The organism is Pseudomonas fluorescens group sp. (genome assembly GCF_020093335.1).
Classification (GTDB): domain Bacteria; phylum Pseudomonadota; class Gammaproteobacteria; order Pseudomonadales; family Pseudomonadaceae; genus Aquipseudomonas; species Aquipseudomonas petroselini.
Genome location: NZ_JAIOKW010000005.1, coordinates 244,568 through 268,028, shown reverse-complemented (window position 1 = coordinate 268,028; position 23,461 = coordinate 244,568). Strand labels below are relative to the sequence as shown.

The 23,461-nt window shown below is 60.7% G+C and carries 21 protein-coding genes; 11 read left to right on the top strand and 10 right to left on the bottom strand.

Annotation, left to right across the window (positions count from 1 at the left end; all coding sequences use genetic code 11):
• Positions 1 to 14 precede the first annotated feature (14 nt).
• Together aroE and hemF are read right to left on the bottom strand one after the other, a co-directional pair.
• Complete coding sequence (gene aroE / locus K7431_RS08595) at positions 15 to 833, bottom strand: shikimate dehydrogenase (RefSeq protein WP_012721471.1); 819 nt, start codon at positions 831 to 833, stop codon at positions 15 to 17.
• Positions 833 to 1,765, bottom strand: a complete 933-nt coding sequence (gene hemF, locus K7431_RS08590; RefSeq protein ID WP_012721470.1) for an oxygen-dependent coproporphyrinogen oxidase — start codon at positions 1,763 to 1,765, stop codon at positions 833 to 835. Before hemF ends, aroE begins: the two co-directional genes overlap by 1 nt.
• A 159-nt stretch (positions 1,766 to 1,924) precedes the next feature.
• On the opposite strand from hemF, the gene K7431_RS08585 reads away from it, so the two are divergent.
• Positions 1,925 to 2,902: an NADPH:quinone reductase gene (locus tag K7431_RS08585; protein ID WP_012721469.1), complete on the top strand. Its 978-nt coding sequence runs from the start codon at positions 1,925 to 1,927 to the stop codon at positions 2,900 to 2,902.
• 147 nt (positions 2,903 to 3,049) lie between these two features.
• On the opposite strand, the gene K7431_RS08580 is transcribed toward K7431_RS08585, so the two are convergent.
• The 3 genes from K7431_RS08580 to K7431_RS08570 form a co-directional block, all read right to left on the bottom strand.
• Entirely contained in the window at positions 3,050 to 3,607 is a 558-nt protein-coding gene (locus tag K7431_RS08580; protein ID WP_012721468.1) for an L-threonylcarbamoyladenylate synthase, read from the bottom strand.
• Positions 3,608 to 3,661: 54 nt separating this feature from the next.
• Positions 3,662 to 4,756 (bottom strand): DNA-processing protein DprA, encoded by a 1,095-nt coding sequence (dprA, locus tag K7431_RS08575; protein WP_012721467.1) that lies wholly within the window; start codon positions 4,754 to 4,756, stop codon positions 3,662 to 3,664.
• Between the two features lie 63 nt (positions 4,757 to 4,819).
• On the bottom strand, positions 4,820 to 5,611 hold the full coding sequence (locus K7431_RS08570) for a hypothetical protein (RefSeq protein ID WP_012721466.1): 792 nt from the start codon (positions 5,609 to 5,611) through the stop codon (positions 4,820 to 4,822).
• Between the two features lie 135 nt (positions 5,612 to 5,746).
• Here K7431_RS08570 and def point away from each other — a divergent pair, with 135 nt between their 5' ends.
• The 5 genes from def to K7431_RS08545 all read left to right on the top strand — a co-directional run bounded on the left by def (position 5,747) and on the right by K7431_RS08545 (position 10,431).
• Positions 5,747 to 6,253 (top strand): peptide deformylase, encoded by a 507-nt coding sequence (def, locus tag K7431_RS08565; RefSeq protein ID WP_005783383.1) that lies wholly within the window; start codon positions 5,747 to 5,749, stop codon positions 6,251 to 6,253.
• A gap of 69 nt (positions 6,254 to 6,322) precedes the next feature.
• Entirely contained in the window at positions 6,323 to 7,276 is a 954-nt protein-coding gene (gene fmt / locus K7431_RS08560; protein WP_012721465.1) for a methionyl-tRNA formyltransferase, read from the top strand.
• A complete protein-coding gene (gene rsmB / locus K7431_RS08555; RefSeq protein WP_012721464.1) occupies positions 7,273 to 8,583 on the top strand; it encodes a 16S rRNA (cytosine(967)-C(5))-methyltransferase RsmB in 1,311 nt (436 codons plus the stop codon). Before fmt ends, rsmB begins: the two co-directional genes overlap by 4 nt.
• Before the next feature lie 22 nt (positions 8,584 to 8,605).
• Positions 8,606 to 9,979, top strand: a complete 1,374-nt coding sequence (gene trkA, locus K7431_RS08550; protein WP_012721463.1) for a Trk system potassium transporter TrkA — start codon at positions 8,606 to 8,608, stop codon at positions 9,977 to 9,979.
• 140 nt (positions 9,980 to 10,119) lie between these two features.
• Positions 10,120 to 10,431, top strand: coding sequence for a tetratricopeptide repeat protein (locus K7431_RS08545; protein WP_012721462.1), 312 nt, complete (start codon positions 10,120 to 10,122; stop codon positions 10,429 to 10,431).
• 134 nt (positions 10,432 to 10,565) lie between these two features.
• On the opposite strand, the gene K7431_RS08540 is transcribed toward K7431_RS08545, so the two are convergent.
• Positions 10,566 to 11,453: a lysophospholipid acyltransferase gene (locus K7431_RS08540; RefSeq protein WP_012721461.1), complete on the bottom strand. Its 888-nt coding sequence runs from the start codon at positions 11,451 to 11,453 to the stop codon at positions 10,566 to 10,568.
• Between the two features lie 42 nt (positions 11,454 to 11,495).
• The gene (locus K7431_RS08535) at positions 11,496 to 12,053 is read right to left on the bottom strand and encodes a DNA-3-methyladenine glycosylase I (RefSeq protein WP_012721460.1); all 558 of its coding nucleotides are present in this window, start codon (positions 12,051 to 12,053) and stop codon (positions 11,496 to 11,498) included.
• Positions 12,054 to 12,134: 81 nt separating this feature from the next.
• On the opposite strand from K7431_RS08535, the gene glyQ reads away from it, so the two are divergent.
• The 4 genes from glyQ to K7431_RS08515 all read left to right on the top strand — a co-directional run bounded on the left by glyQ (position 12,135) and on the right by K7431_RS08515 (position 16,531).
• On the top strand, positions 12,135 to 13,088 hold the full coding sequence (gene glyQ / locus K7431_RS08530) for a glycine--tRNA ligase subunit alpha (protein WP_003187265.1): 954 nt from the start codon (positions 12,135 to 12,137) through the stop codon (positions 13,086 to 13,088).
• Positions 13,085 to 15,139, top strand: a complete 2,055-nt coding sequence (gene glyS / locus K7431_RS08525) for a glycine--tRNA ligase subunit beta (RefSeq protein WP_012721459.1) — start codon at positions 13,085 to 13,087, stop codon at positions 15,137 to 15,139. Before glyQ ends, glyS begins: the two co-directional genes overlap by 4 nt.
• A gap of 2 nt (positions 15,140 to 15,141) precedes the next feature.
• Positions 15,142 to 15,678 (top strand): D-glycero-beta-D-manno-heptose 1,7-bisphosphate 7-phosphatase, encoded by a 537-nt coding sequence (gmhB, locus tag K7431_RS08520; RefSeq protein WP_012721458.1) that lies wholly within the window; start codon positions 15,142 to 15,144, stop codon positions 15,676 to 15,678.
• 82 nt (positions 15,679 to 15,760) lie between these two features.
• Positions 15,761 to 16,531, top strand: a complete 771-nt coding sequence (locus K7431_RS08515; protein WP_012721457.1) for a lysophospholipid acyltransferase family protein — start codon at positions 15,761 to 15,763, stop codon at positions 16,529 to 16,531.
• A 182-nt stretch (positions 16,532 to 16,713) separates the two neighbouring features.
• Here K7431_RS08515 and K7431_RS08510 read toward each other — a convergent pair whose 3' ends face one another.
• Entirely contained in the window at positions 16,714 to 18,993 is a 2,280-nt protein-coding gene (locus K7431_RS08510; RefSeq protein ID WP_012721456.1) for a CHASE2 domain-containing protein, read from the bottom strand.
• A gap of 3 nt (positions 18,994 to 18,996) precedes the next feature.
• On the bottom strand, positions 18,997 to 19,920 hold the full coding sequence (locus tag K7431_RS08505; protein WP_046035912.1) for a FecR family protein: 924 nt from the start codon (positions 19,918 to 19,920) through the stop codon (positions 18,997 to 18,999).
• A 295-nt stretch (positions 19,921 to 20,215) separates the two neighbouring features.
• Between K7431_RS08505 and K7431_RS08500 the strand changes: the two genes are divergently transcribed.
• The gene (locus K7431_RS08500) at positions 20,216 to 20,938 is read left to right on the top strand and encodes a response regulator transcription factor (protein WP_012721454.1); all 723 of its coding nucleotides are present in this window, start codon (positions 20,216 to 20,218) and stop codon (positions 20,936 to 20,938) included.
• A 104-nt stretch (positions 20,939 to 21,042) separates the two neighbouring features.
• Here the strand turns inward: K7431_RS08500 and gyrB are convergent, their stop codons facing one another.
• Positions 21,043 to 23,460, bottom strand: coding sequence for a DNA topoisomerase (ATP-hydrolyzing) subunit B (gene gyrB / locus K7431_RS08495; RefSeq protein ID WP_012721453.1), 2,418 nt, complete (start codon positions 23,458 to 23,460; stop codon positions 21,043 to 21,045).
• Position 23,461 lies beyond the last annotated feature (1 nt).

Here is a 23,461-nt window from a genome sequence, read left to right as displayed (position 1 = left end):
ACATTGAATTGAGGTTAGGCCAATTGGCGGCGCAGTTCGGCCAACACCGGCGCCGACTTCGGACGCACACCGCGCCACAGGAAGAACGCTTCCGCTGCCTGTTCCACCAACATCCCTAAACCATCCATCGCCACCGTCGCGCCTTGTTCAGTCGCCCAGCGGCAGAACGCTGTCGGTTCCTTGGCATACATCATGTCGTAGCAAAACGTCTTACTCGGTTCGATCAAGCTGCCGGCAATCGGCGGTACATCGCCTGACAGGCTGGCGGACGTGGCGTTGATGATCACGTCCACCGGCTCACGCAGCCAATCGAAACCGCTGGCAGACACCGGGCCCAGATCGTCGAACAACTCGGCGAGCAACTCGGCCTTTTCCACGGTGCGGTTGGCGATGATCAGCGAGGCAGGCTGCTCGGCCAGTAACGGCTCCAGCGCGCCACGTACCGCGCCACCGGCGCCCAGCAGCAGGATGCGCTTGCCTCGCAGGCTCAGCCCGGCGTTGACCTTGAGGTCGCGCACCAGGCCGGCGCCGTCGGTGTTGTCGCCCAGCAGGCTACCGTCGGGCCGCTTGCTCAGGGTATTCACCGCGCCAGCGCGTTGAGCTCGTTCGGTGAGGATGTCGGCCAGGCGGTAGGCGTCTTCCTTGAACGGCACGGTGACGTTGGCGCCACGACCCTGTTGAAAAAACTTACGGGCACAGCCGGTGAAATCCTCCAAAGGCGCCAGCAAGGTGCTGTAGTCCAGTTGCTCGCCGGTCTGCTCGGCGAACATACGGTGGATCAGCGGCGACTTGCTGTGGCCGATGGGGTTGCCGAACACCACATAACGGTCCATCAGACCGCCGCCTTAGGCGCAGTAAGGCCCAGCCAGTCGCGGTCTTGCAGGAAGTAGTCGGTAAGGCGCGCTTCTTCGCTGCCGACCTCGGCCTTCCAGTCGTAGCTCCAGCGCACTTGCGGCGGCAGCGACATCAGGATCGACTCGGTGCGCCCGCCCGACTGCAGGCCGAACAGGGTGCCACGGTCGTAGACCAGGTTGAATTCAACGTAGCGGCCGCGGCGAAACTCTTGGAACTGACGCTGTTGCTCGGTATAGGCCATAGCCTTACGGCGTTGCACGATCGGCAGGTAAGCATCGATGTACGCGTCGCCGATGGCGCGGATGAAGGCGAAGCAGGTGTCGAAGTCCCACTCGTTCAAGTCATCGAAGAACAGGCCGCCGATGCCGCGCGGTTCGTTGCGGTGCTTGATATGGAAGTAGGTGTCGCACCATGCCTTGTAGCGTGAGTACACGTCCGGACCGAACGGCGCACAGGCCTGCTCGGCCACGCGGTGCCAGTGGATGCAGTCTTCTTCGTTGCCGTAGTAAGGCGTGAGGTCGAAGCCGCCCCCAAACCACCACACCGGCTCTTCGCCTTCTTTTTCGGCGATGAAGAACCGTACGTTGGCGTGGGACGTGGGGACGTGAGGGTTGTGCGGGTGGATCACCAGCGACACACCCAGGGCCTCAAAGCCACGGCCGGCCAGCTCAGGCCGATGCGCGCTGGCCGAGGGTGGGAGACCGCTGCCAAACACGTGGGAAAAGTTAACGCCGCCTTTTTCGATCACCGAACCGTTTTCGATCACACGGGTGCGACCACCGCCGCCAGCTGGCCGGGTCCAGGCGTCTTCGATAAAGCGAGTGTCCGTCTCGAAGGTTTCCAGGGCGCTGCAAATGCGGTCTTGCAGGTCAAGCAGGTAGGCCTTTACAGCCTCGGTGCGGGTAGTCATGGCATCACCTTGAATCGGGCAAAGCTACGCGAGGCCATTGGGCATCGGCGGCAAATGGGCGCACAGGATACCACTGCACCCCATTGCGCCGCAGTTGACGAAGATCAAGCTTAGGAGTGGGATAGTGGGCTACGCGAATTCGACCCAAGGAGAAGGCAGATGGCAAAACGTATCCAGTTCAGCGCCCATGGCGGCCCCGAAGTGCTTGAGTATGTGGACTACACCCCGGCGGAGCCGGGCCCGCAGCAGGTGCGCGTGCGGAATGAGGCGATCGGCCTGAACTTCATCGACACCTATTTCCGCAGCGGTCTGTACGCCCCGCCCGCATTGCCATCGGGGTTGGGCGCAGAGGGCGCCGGTGTGGTCGACGCGGTTGGCAGCGAAGTCACCCAATTCAAGGTCGGCGACCGCGTGGCCTATGGCAGCGGCCCGCTGGGTGCCTACAGCCAACTGCACGTGTTGCCCGTCGCCAATCTGGTGCACCTGCCGGACGACATCAGCTTCGAACAAGCCGCCGGCGCCATGCTCAAGGGCCTGACCGTGCAGTATCTGCTGCGCCAGACCTACGAAGTGAAGGCCGGTGAAACCATCCTGTTCCACGCCGCTGCCGGTGGCGTGGGATCGCTGGCCTGCCAATGGGCCAAGGCCCTGGGCGTGAAGTTGATCGGTACCGTGAGTTCGCCGGAAAAAGCCGCAGTGGCCAAAGCCCTCGGTGCCTGGGAAACGATCAACTACAGCAAGGAAGATGTCGCACAGCGCGTGCTGGAGTTGACTGACGGCAAAAAGGTGCCGGTGGTGTACGACGGCGTCGGCAAGGACACCTGGCTGACATCGCTGGACTGCGTGGCGCCACGTGGGCTCGTGGTGAGCTTCGGTAATGCGTCAGGCGCAGTGGATGGGGTGAACTTGGGGATTCTGTCGGCCAAAGGCTCGCTGTACGTCACCCGACCGACCCTGGCGACGTATGCCAACAACCCGCAGAACCTGCAAGCGATGGCGGATGACCTGTTCTCGATGATCAAGAGCGGCAAGGTGCGCATTGATATCAACCAGCGGTATGCGCTGGCGGATGCGGCGAAGGCGCAGACGGAGTTGTCGGGGCGCCGGACCACAGGCTCAACAATTTTGCTGCCTTGACTGCCCCTTGTGGCGAGGGAGCTTGCTCCCGTTGGGCCGCGAAGCGGCCCCAAAACAGGCGATGATGTTTTTTCAGATAAACCGCATTCGCTGGCTTTGGGCCTGCTTCGCAGGCCAATGGGAGCAAGCGCCCTCGCCACAAAAGCGCTACGAAGGCCGCACCACCTCACCCGTCACCAGATCGCGAATCAAGCTCGGGTTCTTGCGCCCACCCAGGGCGCCACCCAACACCAGATCCACCTGCCCACGGAAATACTGCTCCACGCGAATCCGTGTGCGGGCAGCCGGGCGGCCTTGAGGGTTGGCCGAGGTGGAAATCAACGGCCCCACCAGCGAGCACAGATCCCGCACCAGCGGATGGTCCGTGACCCGCACCGCCACGGTGTCGTGCACACCTGTCACCCATTCCGGCAGCAGGCCCTGATGAGGCACCAGCCAGGTGTTCGGCCCAGGCCAAGTGCTGGCCATGCGGTCGATCCAATCCTGCGGGAAGTCTTCGAACAGGAAGTCGAACTGACGGATGTTGTCCGCCACCAGGATCAGGCCCTTGTCCACCGAACGGTTCTTGATGGCGAGCAAACGGTCCACTGCTTCTTCGTTCCACGGATCGCAGCCCAGGCCCCAAACCGCTTCGGTTGGATAGGCAATCACCGCGCCTGCGCGAATTTCTCGTGCGGTTTCCAGCACACGCCACCGGTTGACCATTGTTGACTCTCCAGACTAAAGCTCTGCGCAGTTTACCGATCTTCGTTACAAAACCTAGCAGCGCGCAAGCCAGCGCCCGCTTTCGCAGATGACCTGGCCCTCCAGCTCCAGCTCGGTAAGGGTCGCCAACACGTGGGACAACGACCGCCCGCTGGCAATCGCCAGGCCTTCACTGGTATGGGGCGCCGCGTGCAGCAGGGCCACCAGCGGATGCACGACCGGCATCGGCGTAGGGCGCGACAGCGCCTGCCAACCGCGCAAGCCCTCCAGGATGTGCTCGATGGTTTCCACCAACACGGCGCCATCGCGGATCAACTGGTGACAGCCCTTGGCGCCGGGATGATGAATGGAGCCGGGGATCGCATACACCTCGCGCCCCTGTTCGGCCGCCAGTTTCGCAGTGATCAGCGAACCACTGGCCATGCTGGCTTCCACCACCAGCACGCCCAGGGACAGGCCACTGATGATCCGATTCCGCCTGGGAAAGTTGCCGGCCTGGGGCGGGGCGTCCAAGGGAAACTCGGAAATCACGGCGCTGCCCTGATCAATCATCGCCGCCGCCAGCCGTTTGTGGCGCTGTGGATAAAAATTTTCGAGCCCGGTGCCGAGCACGCCGATTGTCTGGCCGCCCACATCCAATGCCGCTTGATGGGCTGCGCCGTCGATGCCTAGTGCAAGACCGCTGGTGATGACAAAACCGGCGCTCGCCAAACTGCGGGAAAACGCAGCCGCCGTGTCCATGCCGGGGCGAGAAGCACGGCGACTGCCGACCATCGCCAGTTGCGGTTTTTCCAGGATCAGAGGGTCGCCAGCGACAAATAACAGCGGTGGCGCGTCATCAATCTGGGCGAGCAGCGCGGGGTAGTCCGGCTGGTCCCACATCAGCAAATGCTGGCCCTGACACGCCAGCCAGGCTAATGCCGCACTGGCACCGTCGCGGACTTCATGGCTGCGCCGGGCATCGGCACTGATGGCTGGTACCCCCAACGAACGCCAGGCACTGGCAGGCGCGCTGATGGCCTTTGACGCAGACCCGAAGGCTTCGATCAGTAAGCGAAAACGCTTCGGACCCAGCTCAGGCAGCCTGTGCAAGCGTAGTCGGGCTTCCAGTTCTGACGGGGATATTTCATGACAGTTTATCGGATTCATTTGATCATCCTTGACCGGAACAAGCTGTGGATAACTCTGTTGGTAACTTATTTAGCAGGCTATTTATTGTGTTTGATGGGCAGTCTCGAAACGGTCCGTCACGGCCAGCGGCCGTGAGGCACTGAGCACCAGGGCGTAGCTGAGCTTTTCGTAGGTGCGAAACACCAGCAGGGTGCCGGCGCGTTCATCAGGAAGTTGGGTTGGCGCGCCCGTCAAGCTGTCGCGTACGCTGGCGCCGGTCTTGATCACGTTGAGCAGTTGGCCCTCAACCAGGCCGTCGCGGCGGCCTTTATTCAGGGTTATCGCGTCGAGTACGCCGATCTGGGTGACACCCTTGGGGATATCGATGATTTGCCCTTCGATGAACGGCGCTGTAGGCGTGACCGCAAGGGTTGCCGGGTCGACGAAAGATTGCGCGCGTAGCAGGCGATCACCGGGGCGCACTTCCTGGGTGATCCGCTGCACGGCCAGGGTGGTGAGGTCGCCCGCCGTTACGAACCGGGCAGTGCCGATGTCGTCGGCATTGATGCCCAACAGCTCTCGGGTTTGCGGGTCGGTGTAGGTCTTGCCTCGCCGGAATATTCCATAACTTGGCTGGGAAGCGTCCAGGACGCCCCGGGCATACACTTGCTCGCCATTCGCGCCCAGCACTCGGCCAGCATCCGCGGCGACGATGTAGGGTGCGCTGTCCAGGTCGTGGGGCGAATCAAGAATGCGGTTATGCAGTAAAAAGCGCTGGATGGCCTGTTGCGTCGGTTGATCCAGGCGCTGGGCGGGCTGCGGCACCAAGGCCATGGCAAGCGGGGCCATAGCAAGCGGGGCCCACAGCAGCAAGACGAGTAGCGATTTCCTCATGGGGTGAATCTCCTTTATTATGTGCGTTCGCGTGAAATGCCAGAGCCTTCGCGGCCTCGGGACGTTTCACACCGGCTGTTTGGGTCCATCCCAACGCCGATTTGCCTCTACCTCACATGTGCAGCAATTACGCTTATGGCTATTTTGAACATCCTCGAATTCCCCGACTCGCGCCTGCGCACGATCGCCAAACCGGTGGCCGTAGTGGACGACAAGGTTCGTCAGTTGGTCGATGACATGTTTGAAACAATGTATGAAGCGCCGGGCATCGGCCTCGCCGCGACCCAGGTCAACGTGCATCTTCGCGTCGTGGTCATGGACCTGTCGGAAGATCGCAGCGAACCAAGGGTGTACATCAACCCAGAGTTCGAACCGCTGACCGACGAGATGGGCGAATACCAGGAAGGCTGCCTGTCGGTGCCGGAGTTCTACGAGAACGTCGAACGCCCGCTGCGCGTGAAAATCAAGGCCCTGGACCGCGACGGCAAGCCGTTCGAACTGATCGCCGAAGGCCTGCTGGCAGTGTGCATCCAGCACGAATGCGACCACCTCAATGGCAAGCTGTTTGTCGACTACCTGTCCACGCTCAAGCGCGACCGGATCAAGAAGAAGCTGGAAAAAAAGCATCGCCAGCAAGCTTGATGCCCCCCTTCCAAAGGCTTGCTGCGGCAAGCCTTTTTCTTTTGTGACTGCTTTTAACCGAGACCTCCCATGACCGAGCCACTGCGCATTGTTTTTGCCGGTACCCCCGAATTTGCCGCCGAACACCTCAAGGCGCTGCTCACCAGCCCTCATGACGTTGTCGCGGTGTACACCCAGCCGGATCGCCCGGCCGGGCGCGGGCAAAAACTGATGCCGAGCCCGGTGAAGCAGTTGGCGCTGGAGCACAACATTCCCGTGCTGCAACCACCGACCTTGCGCAACGCCGAGGCCCAGGCCGAGCTGGCGGCGCTGAACCCGGACTTGCTGGTGGTCGTGGCGTACGGTTTGATCCTGCCGCAAGCGGTACTGGATATCCCGCGCCTGGGTTGCATCAACAGCCATGCGTCATTGCTGCCACGTTGGCGCGGTGCGGCGCCGATCCAACGTGCCGTCGAGGCCGGTGACAGCGAGAGCGGCGTGACCGTGATGCGCATGGAGGCGGGCCTGGACACCGGCCCGATGCTGCTGAAAGTCACCACCCCGATCACCGCCGCAGACACCGGTGGCAGCCTGCACGACCGCCTCGCCGAGCTGGGCCCGCCTGCCGTGATCCAGGCCATCGCCGGCCTGGCTGCCGGCACCTTGGAAGGTGAGGTCCAGGACGATAGCCTGGCCACCTACGCCCACAAGCTGAACAAAGACGAAGCACGCATCGACTGGAGCCGCCCGGCCGTGGAACTGGAGCGTCTGGTACGCGCCTTCAACCCGTGGCCGATCTGCCACAGCACGCTCAACGGCGAAGCCTTGAAAGTGCTGGCCGCGACCCTCGCCGAGGGCGCAGGCGCTCCCGGTGAAATCATCGGCGCCAGCAAGGACGGCCTGTTGGTCGCTTGCGGTGAACAGGCGCTGTGCCTGACCCGTCTGCAATTGCCTGGCGGCAAGGCGCTTAATTTCAGCGATTTGTTCAACAGCCGTCGTGAGAAATTCGCCCTGGGCACCGTCCTTGGAGTGGTCGCCCAATGAACCCACGTCTGGCCGCCGCCAAGGCTCTCGCCGCCGTCCTCAACGGCAAGGCGTCGCTGAACAGTTCGTTGCCCACGCAGTTGGACAAGGTCGAAGACCGCGATCGCGGCTTCACCCAGGACCTGGCCTTTGGCACGGCGCGCTGGCAGCCACGCTTGTCGGCGCTGTCGGCCAAGTTGTTGCAGAAACCCTTCAAGGCGGCCGATGCGGATGTCGAAGCGCTGCTGCTGGTCGGCCTCTACCAATTGCTCTACACCCGCGTACCCGCTCACGCCGCGATCGGCGAGACAGTCGGTTGCGCCGACAAGTTGAAAAAGCCTTGGGCCAAAGCCTTGCTCAACGCCGTACTGCGCCGCGCCCAGCGCGAAAGCGAAGCGCTGCTGGCCGAGCTGGAACATGACCCCGTGGTGCGCACCGCCCACCCGCGCTGGCTGCAAAAGTCCCTGAAGGCGTTCTGGCCTGAGCAATGGGAAGCCATCTGCGCGGCGAACAATGCGCACCCGCCGATGATTTTGCGGGTCAACCGTCGTCACCACAGCCGTGACGCCTACCTGCAACTGCTCACCACTGCCGGTATCAACGCCACGCCGTGCGTGTACAGCGTCGACGGCATCGTATTGGAAGCCGCCGCAGACGTCCGCAGCCTGCCGGGCTTTGCCGAAGGCTGGATCAGCGTGCAGGACGAAGCGGCGCAACTGGCCGCCGACCTGCTCGACCTGGCGCCCGGCCAACGCGTGCTCGACGCCTGCTGCGCACCGGGCGGCAAGACCTGCCACATCCTGGAAGTCGAAAAAGACCTGGCCGGGGTGGTCGCTGTCGACCTGGAAGCCAAGCGCCTGGTACGCGTGCGGGAAAACCTCGCCCGTCTGGGCCTCAGCGCCGAGCTGATCGCTGCCGACGGCCGCGACACTGCCACCTGGTGGGACGGCAAACCGTTCCAGCGCATCCTGCTTGATGCGCCGTGCTCAGCCACCGGTGTGATCCGTCGCCACCCGGACATCAAGCTCACCCGCAAACCCGACGACATCGCCGCCCTGGCCGCACTGCAAGGCGAGCTGCTCGACGCACTGTGGCCGACCCTGGACGTCGGCGGCATCCTGCTTTACGCCACCTGCTCCACTTTGCCGACCGAAAACACCGAGGTGATCGAAGCCTTTCTCGCCCGTACCAGCGGCGCACGGGAACTGGACCTTGCCACCACAGCCGGCATCAAGCAGCCCCACGGCCGCCAATTGCTCGCGCAAGAAGGCGGACACGACGGCTTCTACTACGCCAAACTGATCAAGATCGCCGCCGCGCGCGGCTGAATGGTTTTAAGGGAGTGACCGGATGAAAATCATCATCCTTGGGGCAGGGCAGGTCGGCGGTACGCTGGCTGAACATTTGGCCAGCGAAGCCAACGACATCACCGTGGTCGACACCGATGCCGAGCGCCTGCGCAACCTCGGCGACCGCCTGGACATCCGTACGGTGCAGGGCCGCGCGTCGTTCCCGACGGTGCTGCGCCAGGCGGGTGCGGATGATGCCGACATGCTTGTCGCCGTGACCAACAGCGATGAAACCAACATGGTCGCCTGCCAGGTCGCCCACACGCTGTTCCACACGCCGACCAAGATCGCCCGTGTGCGCGAAGCGGCCTACCTGACCCGCGCCGGGCTGTTCGACAACGACGCGATTCCGGTGGACGTGTTGATCAGCCCGGAGCAAGTGGTCACCCACTACATCAAGCGCCTGATCGAAATCCCCGGCGCCCTGCAGGTGATCGACTTTGCCGGTGGCAAGGCGCAACTGGTCGCGGTGAAGGCCTATTACGGCGGCCCGCTGGTCGGCCAGCAACTACGGCAGCTGCGTGAACACATGCCGAATGTGGAAACCCGCGTCGCGGCGATTTTCCGCCGTGACCGACCGATCCTGCCCCAGGGCGATACGGTGATCGAGGCTGACGACGAAGTGTTTTTCATCGCCGCCAAGGCGAATATTCGCGCCGTCATGAGCGAAATGCGCCGCCTCGACGAGACCTACAAACGCATCGTCATCGCGGGTGGCGGGCAGATCGGCGAGCGCTTGGCCGAAGCCATCGAAAGCCGCTACCAGGTGAAGATCATCGAGATGAGCCCGGCACGCTGCCGGCATTTATCCGACACCCTGGACAGCAGCGTCGTACTGCAAGGCAGCGCCTCGGACCGCGACCTGCTGATGGAAGAAAACATCGCCGACGCCGATATCTTTCTGGCCCTGACCAACGATGACGAAGCCAACATCATGTCGTCGCTGCTGGCCAAGCGGTTGGGGGCGAAGAAGGTGATGACCATCATCAACAACCCGGCCTATGTGGACTTGATCCAGGGCGGTGATATCGACATCGCCATCAGCCCGCAGTTGGCCACCATCGGCACCCTGCTGGCCCACGTACGCCGTGGCGATATCGTCAGCGTGCACTCCCTGCGTCGGGGCGCGGCGGAAGCCATCGAAGCGATTGCCCACGGTGACTCGAAATCGAGCAAGGTGATCGGCAAGGCAATCCGCGATATCGGCCTACCACCGGGCACCACCATTGGCGCGATCATTCGTGATGAAGAAGTGATCATTGCCCACGACGACACGGTGATCGCCACCGGTGACCATGTGATCTTGTTCCTGGTGGATAAAAAACATATCCGCGATGTGGAGAAACTGTTCCACGTGGGGTTGAGCTTCTTCTAAATCGGAGTATTCCACTGTGGCGAGGGAGCTTGCTCCCGTTGGACTGCGTAGCGGTCCCATAGATTTTGCGAGCGCTTCGCACTCGAGCGGGAGCAAGCTCCCTCGCCACAACAGCCTTCTTTCGCTCAAGGTGACAGTAAATGCTCGAATCCCTGGAAAAAATGCTCGCCAAGGGTGTGGATAACGCGCTGCTGCGGTTTGGTTTGGGCAAGGGTTATCTGGACCTGAAGGACAACGCCAAGGCGGCGGAGCATTTGCAGAAGTGCGTCGAGTTCGATCCGAAGTATTCGGCGGCGTGGAAGTTGTTGGGCAAGGCCCACCAAGCGCAGAGTGACAGTGACGCCGCGCGACAGGCGTGGGAGAAGGGTATCGAAGCGGCCCAGGCCCATGGCGACAAACAAGCCGAGAAAGAGATGACGGTGTTCCTGAGAAAACTCGACCGCCAAGCCTGAGTGGGATTCAAATGTGGGAGGGGGCTTGCTCCCGATAGCGCAGTGTCAGTCGATGCCTATATGACTGAAGCACCGCCATCGGGAGCAAGCCCCCTCCCACATTGGTTTTGTACTGCCGGTGAGTCAGCGGTGAATCAGTACCACCGCTCTTCACCCGGTGGGCGTTTCTTGAAGCGCTTCATGCTCCACATGTACTGGCTCGGATAAGCGCCGACATATCGCTCCACCACCTTGCTCATCGCTGCGCAGGACGTGGCGGTGTCGGTGCTGTACATGTCTTCCGGCGCCGCTTCCAGGATCACTTTGTAGCCCGAGCCATCCGGCAGCCGCAGCGCATGCAGGAACACGCCCACCGCCTTGTGGCCGGCGAGCATGTTCGGCACGAACTTGCTGGTAAGTGCCTGGGTGGCGAAGAACGGCACGAAGATCCCGGCGGATTCCGCAGGCTCAGGATCGGCCGGGATTCCCACCTGGCCGCCTTTGCGCACTTCCTTGATCACACTGAGGATGCCTTCCTTGGTCGACGCCGCTACGCGGTTGCCCAACTGCACGCGCTGCTTGCGCAGCAACTCATCCACTGCCTTGAGCTTCGGCGGCCGGTAGAAAATGATCGGTTTGCACTGGCTGCAATAGAAGTGGTTCAGCACTTCCCAATTGCCCAAGTGGCTGGTGATGCCGACCACGCCTTTGCCCGAGGCGAGGGCTTCGTGCAGCACTTCCAGGCCTTCGACTTCGCGCACCAGGTCGATGGAGCGCTGGGCCGGCCAGATCCAGGCGCAGGCGCTTTCGGTGAGGGACTTGCCGATGTCCTTCAGGCTCTGGCCAACCAGGCGCTCGCGTGCAGCCGGGTCCATATCGGGGAAGCATTTGGACAGGTTGATCCGCACCGTGTCGCGGGAGCGGTTGGGGGTTTTCCACATGATCCAGCCAATCGCCGTACCGACCGCTTGGACAGCGCGCCAGGGCAGCAAGGCAAACAATCGAAGAGCGCCTACCAGCAAGGCGCCTTTAAACTTTTCCACAGGTCACTCCTGATCGTGTGTGTGGTGCGCAAAGCCGTCATTCTAACCGGCGTTGGCCAGGTCCGCGTAACGGTCGCAGTCCTGGGTGTGGTCCATGACCATGCCCGAGGCCTGCATGAACGCGTAACAGATGGTGGGGCCGACAAAGGTAAAGCCGGCTTTTTTCAAGGCTTTGCTCATGGCTTCAGCCTCCGGCGTGATCGCCGGGACCTCGCTGCGGTCCTTGAAATGATTGACCTTGGGCACGCCGCCGACGAAGGACCAGAGCAACCCGACCGGGTCCTCCAGCGCCAGCCAGGCGGCGGCGTTGCGGCGGGTGGCGTTCAGCTTGAGGCGATTGCGTACGATGCCCGGATCCAGCATCAACGCTTCAATTTCGGCATCGGTCAGCTTTGCCAACCGCTGCGCATCAAAACCGAACAAGACCTTTCGATAATGCTCGCGTTTGCGTAAAACGGTGATCCAAGACAGGCCCGCCTGGAACCCTTCGAGTAAAAGCAACTCGAACAGACCCTGCGCATCGCGCAGCGGCGTTCCCCACTCCTGATCGTGATAAGCCATGTACAGCGGATCTTCAGAACACCAAAAGCAGCGTGGCATAAGGCTCCAGGGGATGGTGGCGCGGCCGAATCGGGTATACTCCCGCTCTTTAAATCGCAGCCCAAGTAACAGGTGAATTTCGTGAGCCAGCCTACGCCAGCCGTGCGTACCTTCCAAGACTTGATCCTCGCCCTCCAGCAATACTGGGCCGAGCAAGGTTGTGTGGTACTTCAGCCCTACGATATGGAAGTAGGCGCCGGCACTTTCCACACCGCTACATTCCTGCGGGCCATCGGCCCGGAAACCTGGAACGCCGCTTATGTGCAGCCCAGTCGTCGCCCGACTGACGGCCGCTACGGCGAAAACCCGAACCGTCTGCAGCATTACTACCAGTTCCAGGTGGTACTGAAGCCGAACCCGGACAACTTCCAGGAACTGTACCTGGGCTCGCTCAAGCATGTGGGCCTGGACCCACTGGTCCACGACATCCGTTTTGTCGAAGACAACTGGGAATCGCCGACCCTGGGCGCCTGGGGCCTGGGCTGGGAAGTCTGGCTCAATGGCATGGAAGTGACGCAGTTCACTTACTTCCAGCAAGCGGGCGGCATCGAGTGCTACCCGGTGACCGGCGAGATCACCTACGGTCTTGAGCGCCTGGCCATGTACCTGCAAGGCGTGGATTCGGTCTACGACCTGGTATGGGCTGACGGCCCGTTCGGCAAAGTCACCTACGGCGACGTGTTCCACCAGAACGAAGTGGAGCAGTCCACCTACAACTTCGAACACGCCAACGTCGACAAGCTGTTCGAACTGTTCGACTTCTATGAAAGCGAAGCCAAGCGCCTGATCGAACTCGACCAGCCGCTGCCGTTGCCGAGCTACGAAATGGTATTGAAGGCATCGCATACCTTCAACCTGCTGGACGCGCGCCGTGCCATCTCGGTAACCGCACGCCAGCAATACATCCTGCGTGTGCGCACCCTGGCGCGTTCCGTCGCCCAAGCCTACCTGCTGGCTCGCGCCAAGCTGGGCTTCCCGATGGCAACCCCGGACCTGCGTGATGAAGTGTTGGCTAAGTTGGAGGCTGCACAATGAGTGCTCAAGATTTCCTGGTTGAACTGGGCACCGAAGAGCTGCCACCCAAGGCACTCAATACCCTGGCCGACGCGTTCCTGGCCGGTATCGAAAAAGGCCTGCACAGCGCTGGCCTGAAGTTCGAAGCGAAGAAAGTCTACGCCGCGCCACGTCGCCTGGCCGTGTTGCTGACCGCACTGGAAACCCAGCAACCGGACCGCAGCATCAACCTCGACGGCCCGCCGCGCCAGGCGGCGTTCGACGCCGAAGGCAACCCGACCCAGGCCGCCCTTGGTTTTGCCAAGAAGTGTGGCGTGGAGCTGAGCGAGATCGACCAGAGCGGCCCGAAACTGCGTTTCAGCCAGGTCATCACCGGCAAGCCGACCGCCAGCCTGCTGCCGACCATCGTTGAAGACTCCCTGAACGACCTGCCGATCCCCAAGCGCATGCGCTGGGGTGCACGCAAGGAAGAGTTCGTGCGTCCAACCCAATGGCTGGTGATGCTGCTCGGTGACCAAGTCATCGACTGCACCCTCCTTGCCCAGAAGGCCGGCCGTGACTCCCGTGGTCACCGCTTCCATCACCCGCAAGCCGTGCGCATCACCTCGCCAGCCAACTACGCCGCCGACCTGCGCGCCGCTTACGTGCTGGCCGATGCCAACGAGCGTCGCGAGCTGATCAGCAAGCGCACCGAAGAGCTGGCCCGCCTGCAGGAAGGCACCGCCATCGTGCCGCCAAGCCTGCTCGACGAAGTGACCGCGCTGGTTGAATGGCCGGTGCCGCTGGTGTGCTCGTTCGAGGAACGTTTCCTCGACGTGCCGCAGGAAGCCCTGATCACCACCATGCAGGACAACCAGAAGTACTTCTGCCTGCTGGACGTGGACGGCAAATTGCTGCCGCGCTTTATCACCGTGGCCAACATCGAGAGCAAGGACCCGCAGCAGATCATCGCCGGTAACGAGAAAGTCGTTCGCCCGCGCCTGACCGACGCCGAGTTCTTCTTCAAGCAAGACAAGAAGCAGAAGCTGGAAGACTTCAACCTGCGCCTGCAGAACGTGGTGTTCCAGGAAAAACTGGGCAGCGTCTACGACAAGGCTGTGCGGGTTTCCAAGCTGGCCGCCTATATTGCACAACGTATTGGTGGCGACGCGGCCTGGGCTGCGCGTGCAGGCCTGCTGTCCAAGTGCGACCTGGCCACCGAGATGGTCGGCGAGTTCCCGGAAATGCAAGGCGTTGCCGGCTACTACTACGCCCTCAACGACGGCGAGCCGGACGATGTCGCCCTGGCGTTGAACGAGCAGTACATGCCGCGCGGTGCCGGTGCTGAACTGCCGACCACCCTGACCGGTGCAGCCGTGGCAATCGCCGATAAGCTGGACACCCTCGTGGGTATCTTCGGTATCGGCATGCTGCCAACCGGCAGCAAAGACCCGTATGCCTTACGCCGTGCGGCGCTGGGTGTACTGCGCATCCTGATCGACAAGAAGCTCGACCTCGACCTGACCCAGGCCGTGGTGTTCGCCGTCGGCCAGTTCGGTGCCAAGGTCAAGCAGGCCGGCCTGGCCGAGCAAGTGCTGGAGTTCGTGTTCGACCGCCTGCGTGCGCGTTACGAAGACGAAGGCGTGGATGTGTCGGTGTACCTGTCGGTACGTGCCCTGCAGCCGGGTTCGGCGTTGGACTTCGACCAACGCGTACAAGCCGTGCAGGCCTTCCGCAAACTGCCGGAAGCCGATGCCCTGGCCTCCGTGAACAAGCGTGTGTCGAACCTGCTGAGCAAGGCCGAAGGCCTGGGCAACGCCGACGTCGACCCTGGCCTGTTCGCCGATGCCAAGGAGTTCTCGCTCAACTCGGCCATCGCCAAAGCTGAAAACGCTGTGAAGCCGCTGATCGCCGAACGCAACTATGCCGAAGCGTTGGCGCGCCTGGCGACCTTGCGTGAGCCGGTGGATGCGTTCTTTGAAGCGGTAATGATCAATGCCGAAGATGCCGGCGTGCGAAAAAACCGTTACGCGATGCTGGCGCGCCTGCGTGGCTTGTTCGTCAATATCGCTGACATTTCGACGCTGAGCTGACCATGCTGAAACTGCTGATTCTCGATCGGGACGGGGTGATCAACTACGACTCCGACGCTTACATCAAGTCGGTGGCGGAGTGGATTCCACTTCCCGGTTCGATCGAGGCCATCGCGCAGTTGAGCAAAGCCGGCTGGACGGTGGCCATTGCCACCAACCAGTCCGGTATCGCCCGCGGTTATTACGACATCGCCACCCTGGACGCCATGCACGCGCGCTTGCGCACGTTGGTGGCCGAGCAGGGCGGTGAGGTGGGGCTGGTGGTGTACTGCCCCCACGGACCGGATGAGGGCTGCGATTGCCGCAAACCCAAGCCTGGCATGTTGAAAACCATTGCAGAACATTACAAGGTGCCTTTGGCTGGGATATGGTTCGTCGGGGATAGCCTCGGTGACCTGGAGGCGGCCAAAGCCGTCGACTCTCAGCCAGTTTTGGTTAAGACCGGGAAAGGCGAAAAGACCCAGGCGAAAAACCTGCCGGTAGGCACCTTGATTTTTGACGATCTGGCGGCCGTTGCCGCAGAACTTATCAACAACTAGCCGCCCTCGACTTCCTGACCAAGGACTGTTCGGGAGTGCGCTTTTAACAGGCGGGCCGCGTCCCGCAACGGTAAATGCCGCCATGTCGATTTTGCAGGCCATCAGAACCTTTTTCTTTTACCTGCTGTTGGGCACCAGTTCGTTTCTCTGGTGCACCCTGAGCTTTTTTATCGCGCCGTTCCTGCCGTTCAAGGCGCGCTATCGTTTTATCAACGTCTATTGGTGCCGCTGTGCGTTGTGGCTGACCAAGGTGTTCCTGAACATTCGCTTCGAGATCAAAGGCGCGGAAAACGTCCCGGACCAACCCTGCGTGATTCTGTCGAACCACCAGAGCACCTGGGAGACGTTCTTTCTCTCGGCGTACTTTTCTCCGCTGAGCCAAGTGCTCAAGCGTGAATTGCTGTACGTGCCGTTCTTCGGCTGGGCCATGGCCATGCTGCGTCCGATCGCCATCGACCGTGACAACCCCAAGGCGGCCCTGAAACACGTGGCCAAGAAGGGCGACGAGCTGCTCAAGGATGGCGTGTGGGTGCTGATCTTCCCCGAAGGTACTCGCGTGCCCTATGGCACCGTAGGCAAGTTCTCACGCGGCGGTACCGCGTTGGCGGTCAACGCTAACCTGCCCGTGTTGCCGATTGCTCATAACGCCGGCAAGTTTTGGCCAAAGACTGGCTGGGCCAAACGCCCAGGCACTATCACGGTGGTGATCGGTGAACCTATGTACGCCGAAGGCGAAGGACCACGCGCCATTGCCGCACTGAATGACCGTGCTGCCGCATGGAATGAAGCGCAGCAACGGGCCATGGGCTCACTGCCGCCAGAGCCGGTTGTAGTCGACACCCCGGTGACCTGACCATCTGTGGATAACCTGTGCACGGTTTGTTGGCGAATTGTGCTTTTTGACTCTTAAGAAGCTGATTTACTTACATATTTCCTAAGCTCATAAAATCACGGAAAAGGTGCATAAGTTTTTTCCGCATAAAAAAACCGGTCCTTGTGACCGGTTTTTTATGCACAGCAGGAAAGTACGTTTTTTCAGTCGTCCAACAGGGGTAATTGCAGGCTGAACGTGGTGCCTTTGCCTACCACGCTTTCACAGCTGATGCGCCCACCGTGGCGCTCAACCACCGCCTTGACCATGGTCAGCCCCAACCCCAAGCCCTCACTGCCCTGGGCGGAATCAAAACGACGGTATTGGCTGAATAGCTCAGGCAAGTCCTGCGCGGCAATCCCCGGTCCCTGGTCACTGATACGGCATTCCAACCAGCCTTGCGCACTGCTGTGTCGCAACCTCACGGTGGTACCGGAGGACGAGTATTTGACCGCGTTCTCCAGCACGTTGAACAACGCACGAGTGAGCAATGACTGGTCCGCAGACACCATGCCCTCGTCGGCTTCATCCAAGTCGTGAACCAAATGAATACCCTTGAGCTGGGCAATCAACGCGACTTGATCAAAGGCGTCCATCACCAACATGGCGAACAATGTTGGCTGGAACTGGTAACCGTCAGCCTCAGCCTTGGCCAACTGGACGAAGGATTCCGTGAGGCTCAAGGCGCGACGAACTTGTTGTTCGATCTTGGCGAACACCGGCGACTCACCGTCATGCACATCCAACAGCGCGAGGATCGCCGAGTGCGGCGCACGCAGGTCGTGGGAGAGGAACCGCAACATCGTCTCGCGGTGTTGCTGGGCTTCGCGCTCCTTGCTCAAATCGGTGAGGCTCAGCAGCCAGCCAAGTGCGACATCACCTTCGGCGGGGAGCATGGGCGCCAATTCCATGCGCAGGCTGCGTTGGTGGATATCGCGGAACTCCACCAGCTCCATCGCTGAGAGAGCAGGGCGCACACCGTTGTGCAGCGGCGGGTAGCCCAGGTCCGCCAACTGCTCCAGCAAGTTTTCGGTGACAAGGTCATTGCCGAACACCTCGCGGGCAATACGGTTGGCCAGCAGGATATTGCCTTTGGGGTCGGTGATCAGTGTCGCCACCGGCAGGCACTCCAGGCCGTCAGCCATGAAGCGCCGGGTGTCGCGTGTGCGGCTTACGGCCTGCTCCAGGGCGAAGATACGCGCCTGCAATACATCGCCTTTGCTGGCGGGTGCTCGGCGGCGTTCAGGCAGGACTTTGGGTTCGTTATCCAGGCGTGTCAGTTCCCAGCCGAAGTAAGCGATGATCACACTGAGGCGACGCCAGTTCCAGATCAGGTAGCTGAGCAACAACCCAATCAGGCAGGCCGCAGGCGACCACCAGTGGCCAAGACGCAACAGGGCCCAGGAACCGAGCAACGCGCCGGCCATGCAGCCGAGGGTCATCCACAGCGCGTAGCGTGGACGGTAGAGCAGCAGGCCCAGCAGCAACGCCACGAGGGCAGTCGCCATCAATGCCGCCAGCCAGCCCGGAAGATCCACGATAATGCGACCTTGCAGCAAGCCATTGAGCACATTGGCCTGGATCTCCACACCGGCCGTGGTGCCCACCGTGGAGGAGAGGGGCGTGACAAATCGATCCCCCATCCCGGATGCCGTCGACCCCACCAGGATCAGCCGGTTGCGCAGTTGCTCTGGAGGTACTTCTCCACGCAATACGCTGACGTAGGACACGCTGGGAAAATGACTATGCGGCGCGATAAAGGGGATGCGGATTGAATGTTCACGATGCCAGGGTTGGGCTACCAACGGCTGAGGCTCACCCGGCATCTCTGATAACTCGCCACTCATCTCGTAGGCCAGCCAGGTGAGCTGCGGCGCGGTGGCATCGGGTGGACCTTCACGCATAAACAAACTACGGACAACGCCGTCGCTGTCTGCCTCGACATTGATATGACCTACGCCTTTGGCACATTTAAGCAGTGGCAGCATCTGTGCACTGGGTTGGCTGTAGCTCGCTGTGCCTTCACGCACCAACGGCAGCAAGACATTGCCGGCATTGCAGACCGCCTCGGCCAAGCGTTTGTCATTAGCCGGATCGCCGGGCTCACTGAAGATCACATCGAACAGGATACCCGCCGGTTGCGCCGCACTCAGACGGTCGATCAGGTCAGCGTGCAGGCTGCGCGGCCAGGGCCATTGGCCGAGTTTTTTCAGGCTGGAATCGTCGATGGTCACCAGCAGGATGCGCGGGTCTACAGGCAGAGGCGTGAGGCGGCGCAGGCTGTCGTACAACGGATTATTCAAGGCCAGGCCTGGGCTCACCGACAGGTAGGCGGTGACGGGCAGCAGTAGCAAACCGATCCACAGCCACTCACGCACCAAGCCGTGGAACAAGCGCTGGGCATGGGTGGGTTGACGTTTCTCGGCCTTGCCCCAAAGCATCATAGGTCAACGTGCCTGAGCGGTAGGTGGGTAGTAGAAGATGTCATAGACCCCGGTTTCTCCCTCCAGGCCGTTTTCGTCATACGCCGACAAGCGCACGTGATAGAACGAGGCTTTGAGCCCAGTGAAGCTCATTTTCGGCGCAGCGGAAAAGTTTTCCTGCTTGATATTCATAAAGGCCTTGTCGGTGGCGACCTGGGCCCGGTACCTCTGTGCGCCGGGCAAGGGCCGAAGGTACAGACTCCAGACCGGTGCATCACCTTTCTGGCCATCCTGTCCCACAAGCGTGGGCGCGGCGAGTAATTCAACGGGTTTCAAATCGCCCTGTTTCTTGAAGAGCAGACCTTGCCGGGCGCCTACTTTTACCTCTTGCTCCACCGACTTGGTCTTAACCTCGCGGTTGACGGCGACCTGTCCGTCCAACACTTCCAGTACCGATTGCTCAGCGTCATTGCGCACCCGGAAGTGCGTGCCACGCACACCCAGCACACCCACTGGCGTCACGATCTGGAAACGATCATGGTCGCTGATGCGCTTGATCACATACGCCTCGGCCTGGCCTTGCTCAAGCACCACCTGGGGAATGGACTGCTTCTTTTCCAGACGCAATCGCACTTGCGAACTGGAGGGCAATACCACCCTGGATCCGTCACCGAGCAACAGGCTGACGAACGCCGAAGCCGATGTCTTCACACCTTCCTGCTCATCGATGGTCATACCCTCTAGCAAGGGGCTCGCCGTGCCCCTGGCATCGAGTTTCCACGCCTCACCCGTGAGGTGCTGGACAATCGCCGGTAAAGGCTGGGCTCGGCACAGAACGTTGTCATCGATATAAGGCGAACGAACCTTGGCTGCCGCCCCCACAGAGCTGACCACCATGATCAATAATGGGGGGAGGGCGCGGCGCAAGCGGTTCGGAGAAAGGATCATGGCGCTCATCAAGGTTGGGGTTCCAGAGGGCAACTGACATCAGCACGCAAGAGTTTACGGCAGCGCATGCGTCGGCTGATCCTTTTCCTTATGGTCGGGAGCCGGTATCTTTCCTACATCGGTGGCGAGGACGTTCAATGGATTAAACCCTCATTGGTCTCAGCGTATCGAGAGATCCAAGGGCCAACGAATCTGAGCACAATTCTTCAGATTCCATGGCCGGCATCTGAGCAGTCCGTGCCCATAAACGAAACCGGCCGACGGCTGCCGTACTTCAAGACGAAAGGACCCACCCATGCGTGTCGCAATATTGGATGACGAACCCGCGGAACTGCGCCGGGTGGAACAGACACTGCGACAAATCCCCAGCACCGCCGAACAGCCCTGGACTCTGCATTGCTTCGAACGTGGGGAAGACCTGCTGCGCCAGCTACGTCGGGAGACGTTTGACCTGCTGATCCTCGACTGGCAACTGCCGGATATTACCGGTATCGCACTGCTGCGCTGGACCCGTGAACACATGGAGTCGCCACCCGCCGTCATCATGCTCACCAGCCGTGACGCCGAGAGCGATATCGTAACTGCGCTGAACAGCGGTGCGGACGACTACGTCAGCAAACCCTTTCGCCCCAATGAACTGAAAGCGCGAGTGACGGCTGTTCTGCGTCGACATGGACTGCAGAAGTCAGCGACCCATGAAGTACAAAGCTTCAATGACCTGACGTTTGATGATGCTGAATTGACCGTAACGCGGGCGGGTAAACCTATCAACCTTACCGAACGTGAATACAGGCTGGCGAGCTGCCTGTTTGCCAACCTGGCGCGGCCATTGTCTCGCGAGTACCTCTACGAGCGGTTTTGGACCCATGAAGAAATGGTGTCGTCGCGGCCGCTCGATACGCATATCTATCGGTTGCGCAATAAGCTGGGGTTGACCGCAGACCGGGGCTGGCAGCTGTTGACGATCTACGGGTATGGGTACCGATTAGAGAGCGTGGCAGCCGCTTCTGAAGGCTGAAAATGCTGATGTTCCACGTGGAGCATTTTGTAGATCACCGAAAACTACCCAATAAAAAAGGCCAACGCTAAGCGTTGGCCTTTTGGGTTCAGCTGTTACTTGAATCAGAAGTCCAGGTTAGACACCGCCAAAGCATTGCTCTCGATGAAGTCACGACGAGGCTCGACCGCATCACCCATCAGGGTGTTGAAGATCTGGTCCGCGCCAATGGCGTCTTCGATGGTCACGCGCAGCATGCGACGCTGAGCCGGGTCCATGGTGGTTTCCCACAGCTGATCCGGGTTCATTTCGCCCAGACCTTTGTATCGCTGGATGGTGTGACGCTTGGTGCTTTCGGCCATCAGCCAGTCGAGGGCTTCTTTGAATTCCTTGACCTGCTTCTTGCGTTCGCCACGCTGAATATAAGCGCCGTCGTCCAGCAGCGTGCTGAGTTGCGCGCCCAGGGTTACTACGGTCTTGTAGTCATTGCTGCCGAAGAAGTCGCGGTTGAAGGTGACGTAGTTCGACAGGCCGTGGGAGATCAGTTCGACCTCTGGCAGCCACACGTTACGTTCACGGTCTTCACGCAGACTGGCTTTGTACACCAGGCCGGACTTCTCCGAGGTGCGCAGGCGCACTTCGTATTGGGCCAGCCATTCCTGCATGTGTGCGTGGTCACCCAATTGCTCGAGGCTCACGGACGGCAGGTAGATGAAGTGCTCGGTCAGCTCCTGAGGGTACAGGCGTGACAAGCGCTTCAGCGTTTTCATGACCATACGGAAGTCGTTAACCAAGCGCTCCAAGGCCTCGCCGGAAATGCCTGGGGCTTCGTCGTTCAAGTGCAGGCTGGCATCTTCCAGGGCCGACTGCGTCATGTACTCTTCCATGGCGTCGTCGTCTTTGATGTATTGCTCTTGCTTGCCCTTTTTCACTTTGTACAACGGCGGCTGGGCGATATAGATGTAGCCGCGCTCGATCAATTCCGGCAACTGACGGAAGAAGAAGGTCAGCAACAGGGTACGGATGTGAGAACCATCGACGTCAGCATCGGTCATGATGATGATGTTGTGGTAGCGCAGCTTGTCGATGTTGTACTCGTCGCGGCCAATACCGCAGCCCAACGCCGTGATCAAGGTGCCAACTTCCTGGGAAGAAATCATCTTGTCGAAGCGGGCCTTCTCGACGTTGAGGATCTTACCCTTCAACGGCAGGATGGCTTGGGTGCGACGGTTACGACCCTGCTTGGCGGAACCGCCAGCAGAGTCACCTTCCACCAGATACAGCTCGGAGAGGGCAGGGTCCTTCTCCTGGCAGTCAGCCAGTTTGCCTGGCAGGCCAGCGATATCCAGCGCGCCTTTACGGCGGGTCATCTCACGGGCTTTACGCGCAGCTTCACGGGCACGTGCAGCGTCGATCATCTTGCCGACGACCAGCTTGGCTTCGTTCGGGTTCTCCAGCAGGAAGTCGGAGAAGTACTTGCCCATCTCCTGTTCCACTGCGGTCTTCACCTCGGAAGACACCAGCTTGTCTTTGGTCTGGGAGCTGAACTTAGGGTCCGGCACTTTCACCGAGATAATCGCGGTCAGGCCTTCGCGGGCATCGTCACCGGTGGTGGCGACTTTGTGCTTCTTGGCCAAGCCTTCGGCTTCGATGTAGGTGTTCAGGTTACGCGTCAGTGCGGAACGGAAACCCACCAAGTGAGTACCGCCATCGCGCTGAGGAATGTTGTTGGTGAAGCACAACAGGTTCTCGTTGAAACTGTCGTTCCACTGCAGGGCGATTTCCACGCCGATGCCGTCTTCACGCTGGATGTTGAAGTGGAACACCTGGTTGACCGCAGTCTTGTTGGTGTTCAGGTATTCAACGAATGCACGCAGACCACCTTCGTACTTGAACAGCTCTTCCTTGCCGCTGCGTTCGTCCTTGAGGACGATACCCACACCGGAGTTGAGGAAGGACAATTCACGAATACGCTTGGCCAGGATGTCCCAGCTGAAGTGAATATTCTTGAAGGTTTCAGCCGATGGCTTGAAGTGGATCTGCGTACCGGTCGACTCGCTGTCGCCGACGATTTTCATCGGTTCTTGTGGAACGCCGTGGACGTAAGTCTGTTCCCAGATCTTGCCGCTACGGCGAACCGTCAGAATCAGTTCTTCGGACAGCGCGTTCACAACCGACACGCCCACGCCGTGCAAACCACCGGAGACTTTATAGGAGTTGTCGTCGAACTTACCGCCGGCGTGAAGCACGGTCATGATGACCTCTGCCGCCGAAACGCCTTCTTCTTTGTGTACGTCTACCGGAATGCCGCGACCGTTGTCGCGCACAGTAATCGACTCATCCGGGTGGATGATAATGCTGATGTCGTCGCAGTGACCGGCCAGAGCTTCGTCGATGGAGTTGTCGACCACCTCGAACACCATGTGGTGCAGACCGCTACCGTCATCAGTGTCGCCAATGTACATACCGGGACGTTTGCGTACGGCATCCAAACCTTTCAGCACTTTAATGCTGGTCGAGTCGTACGTGTTTTCTTCGCTCATG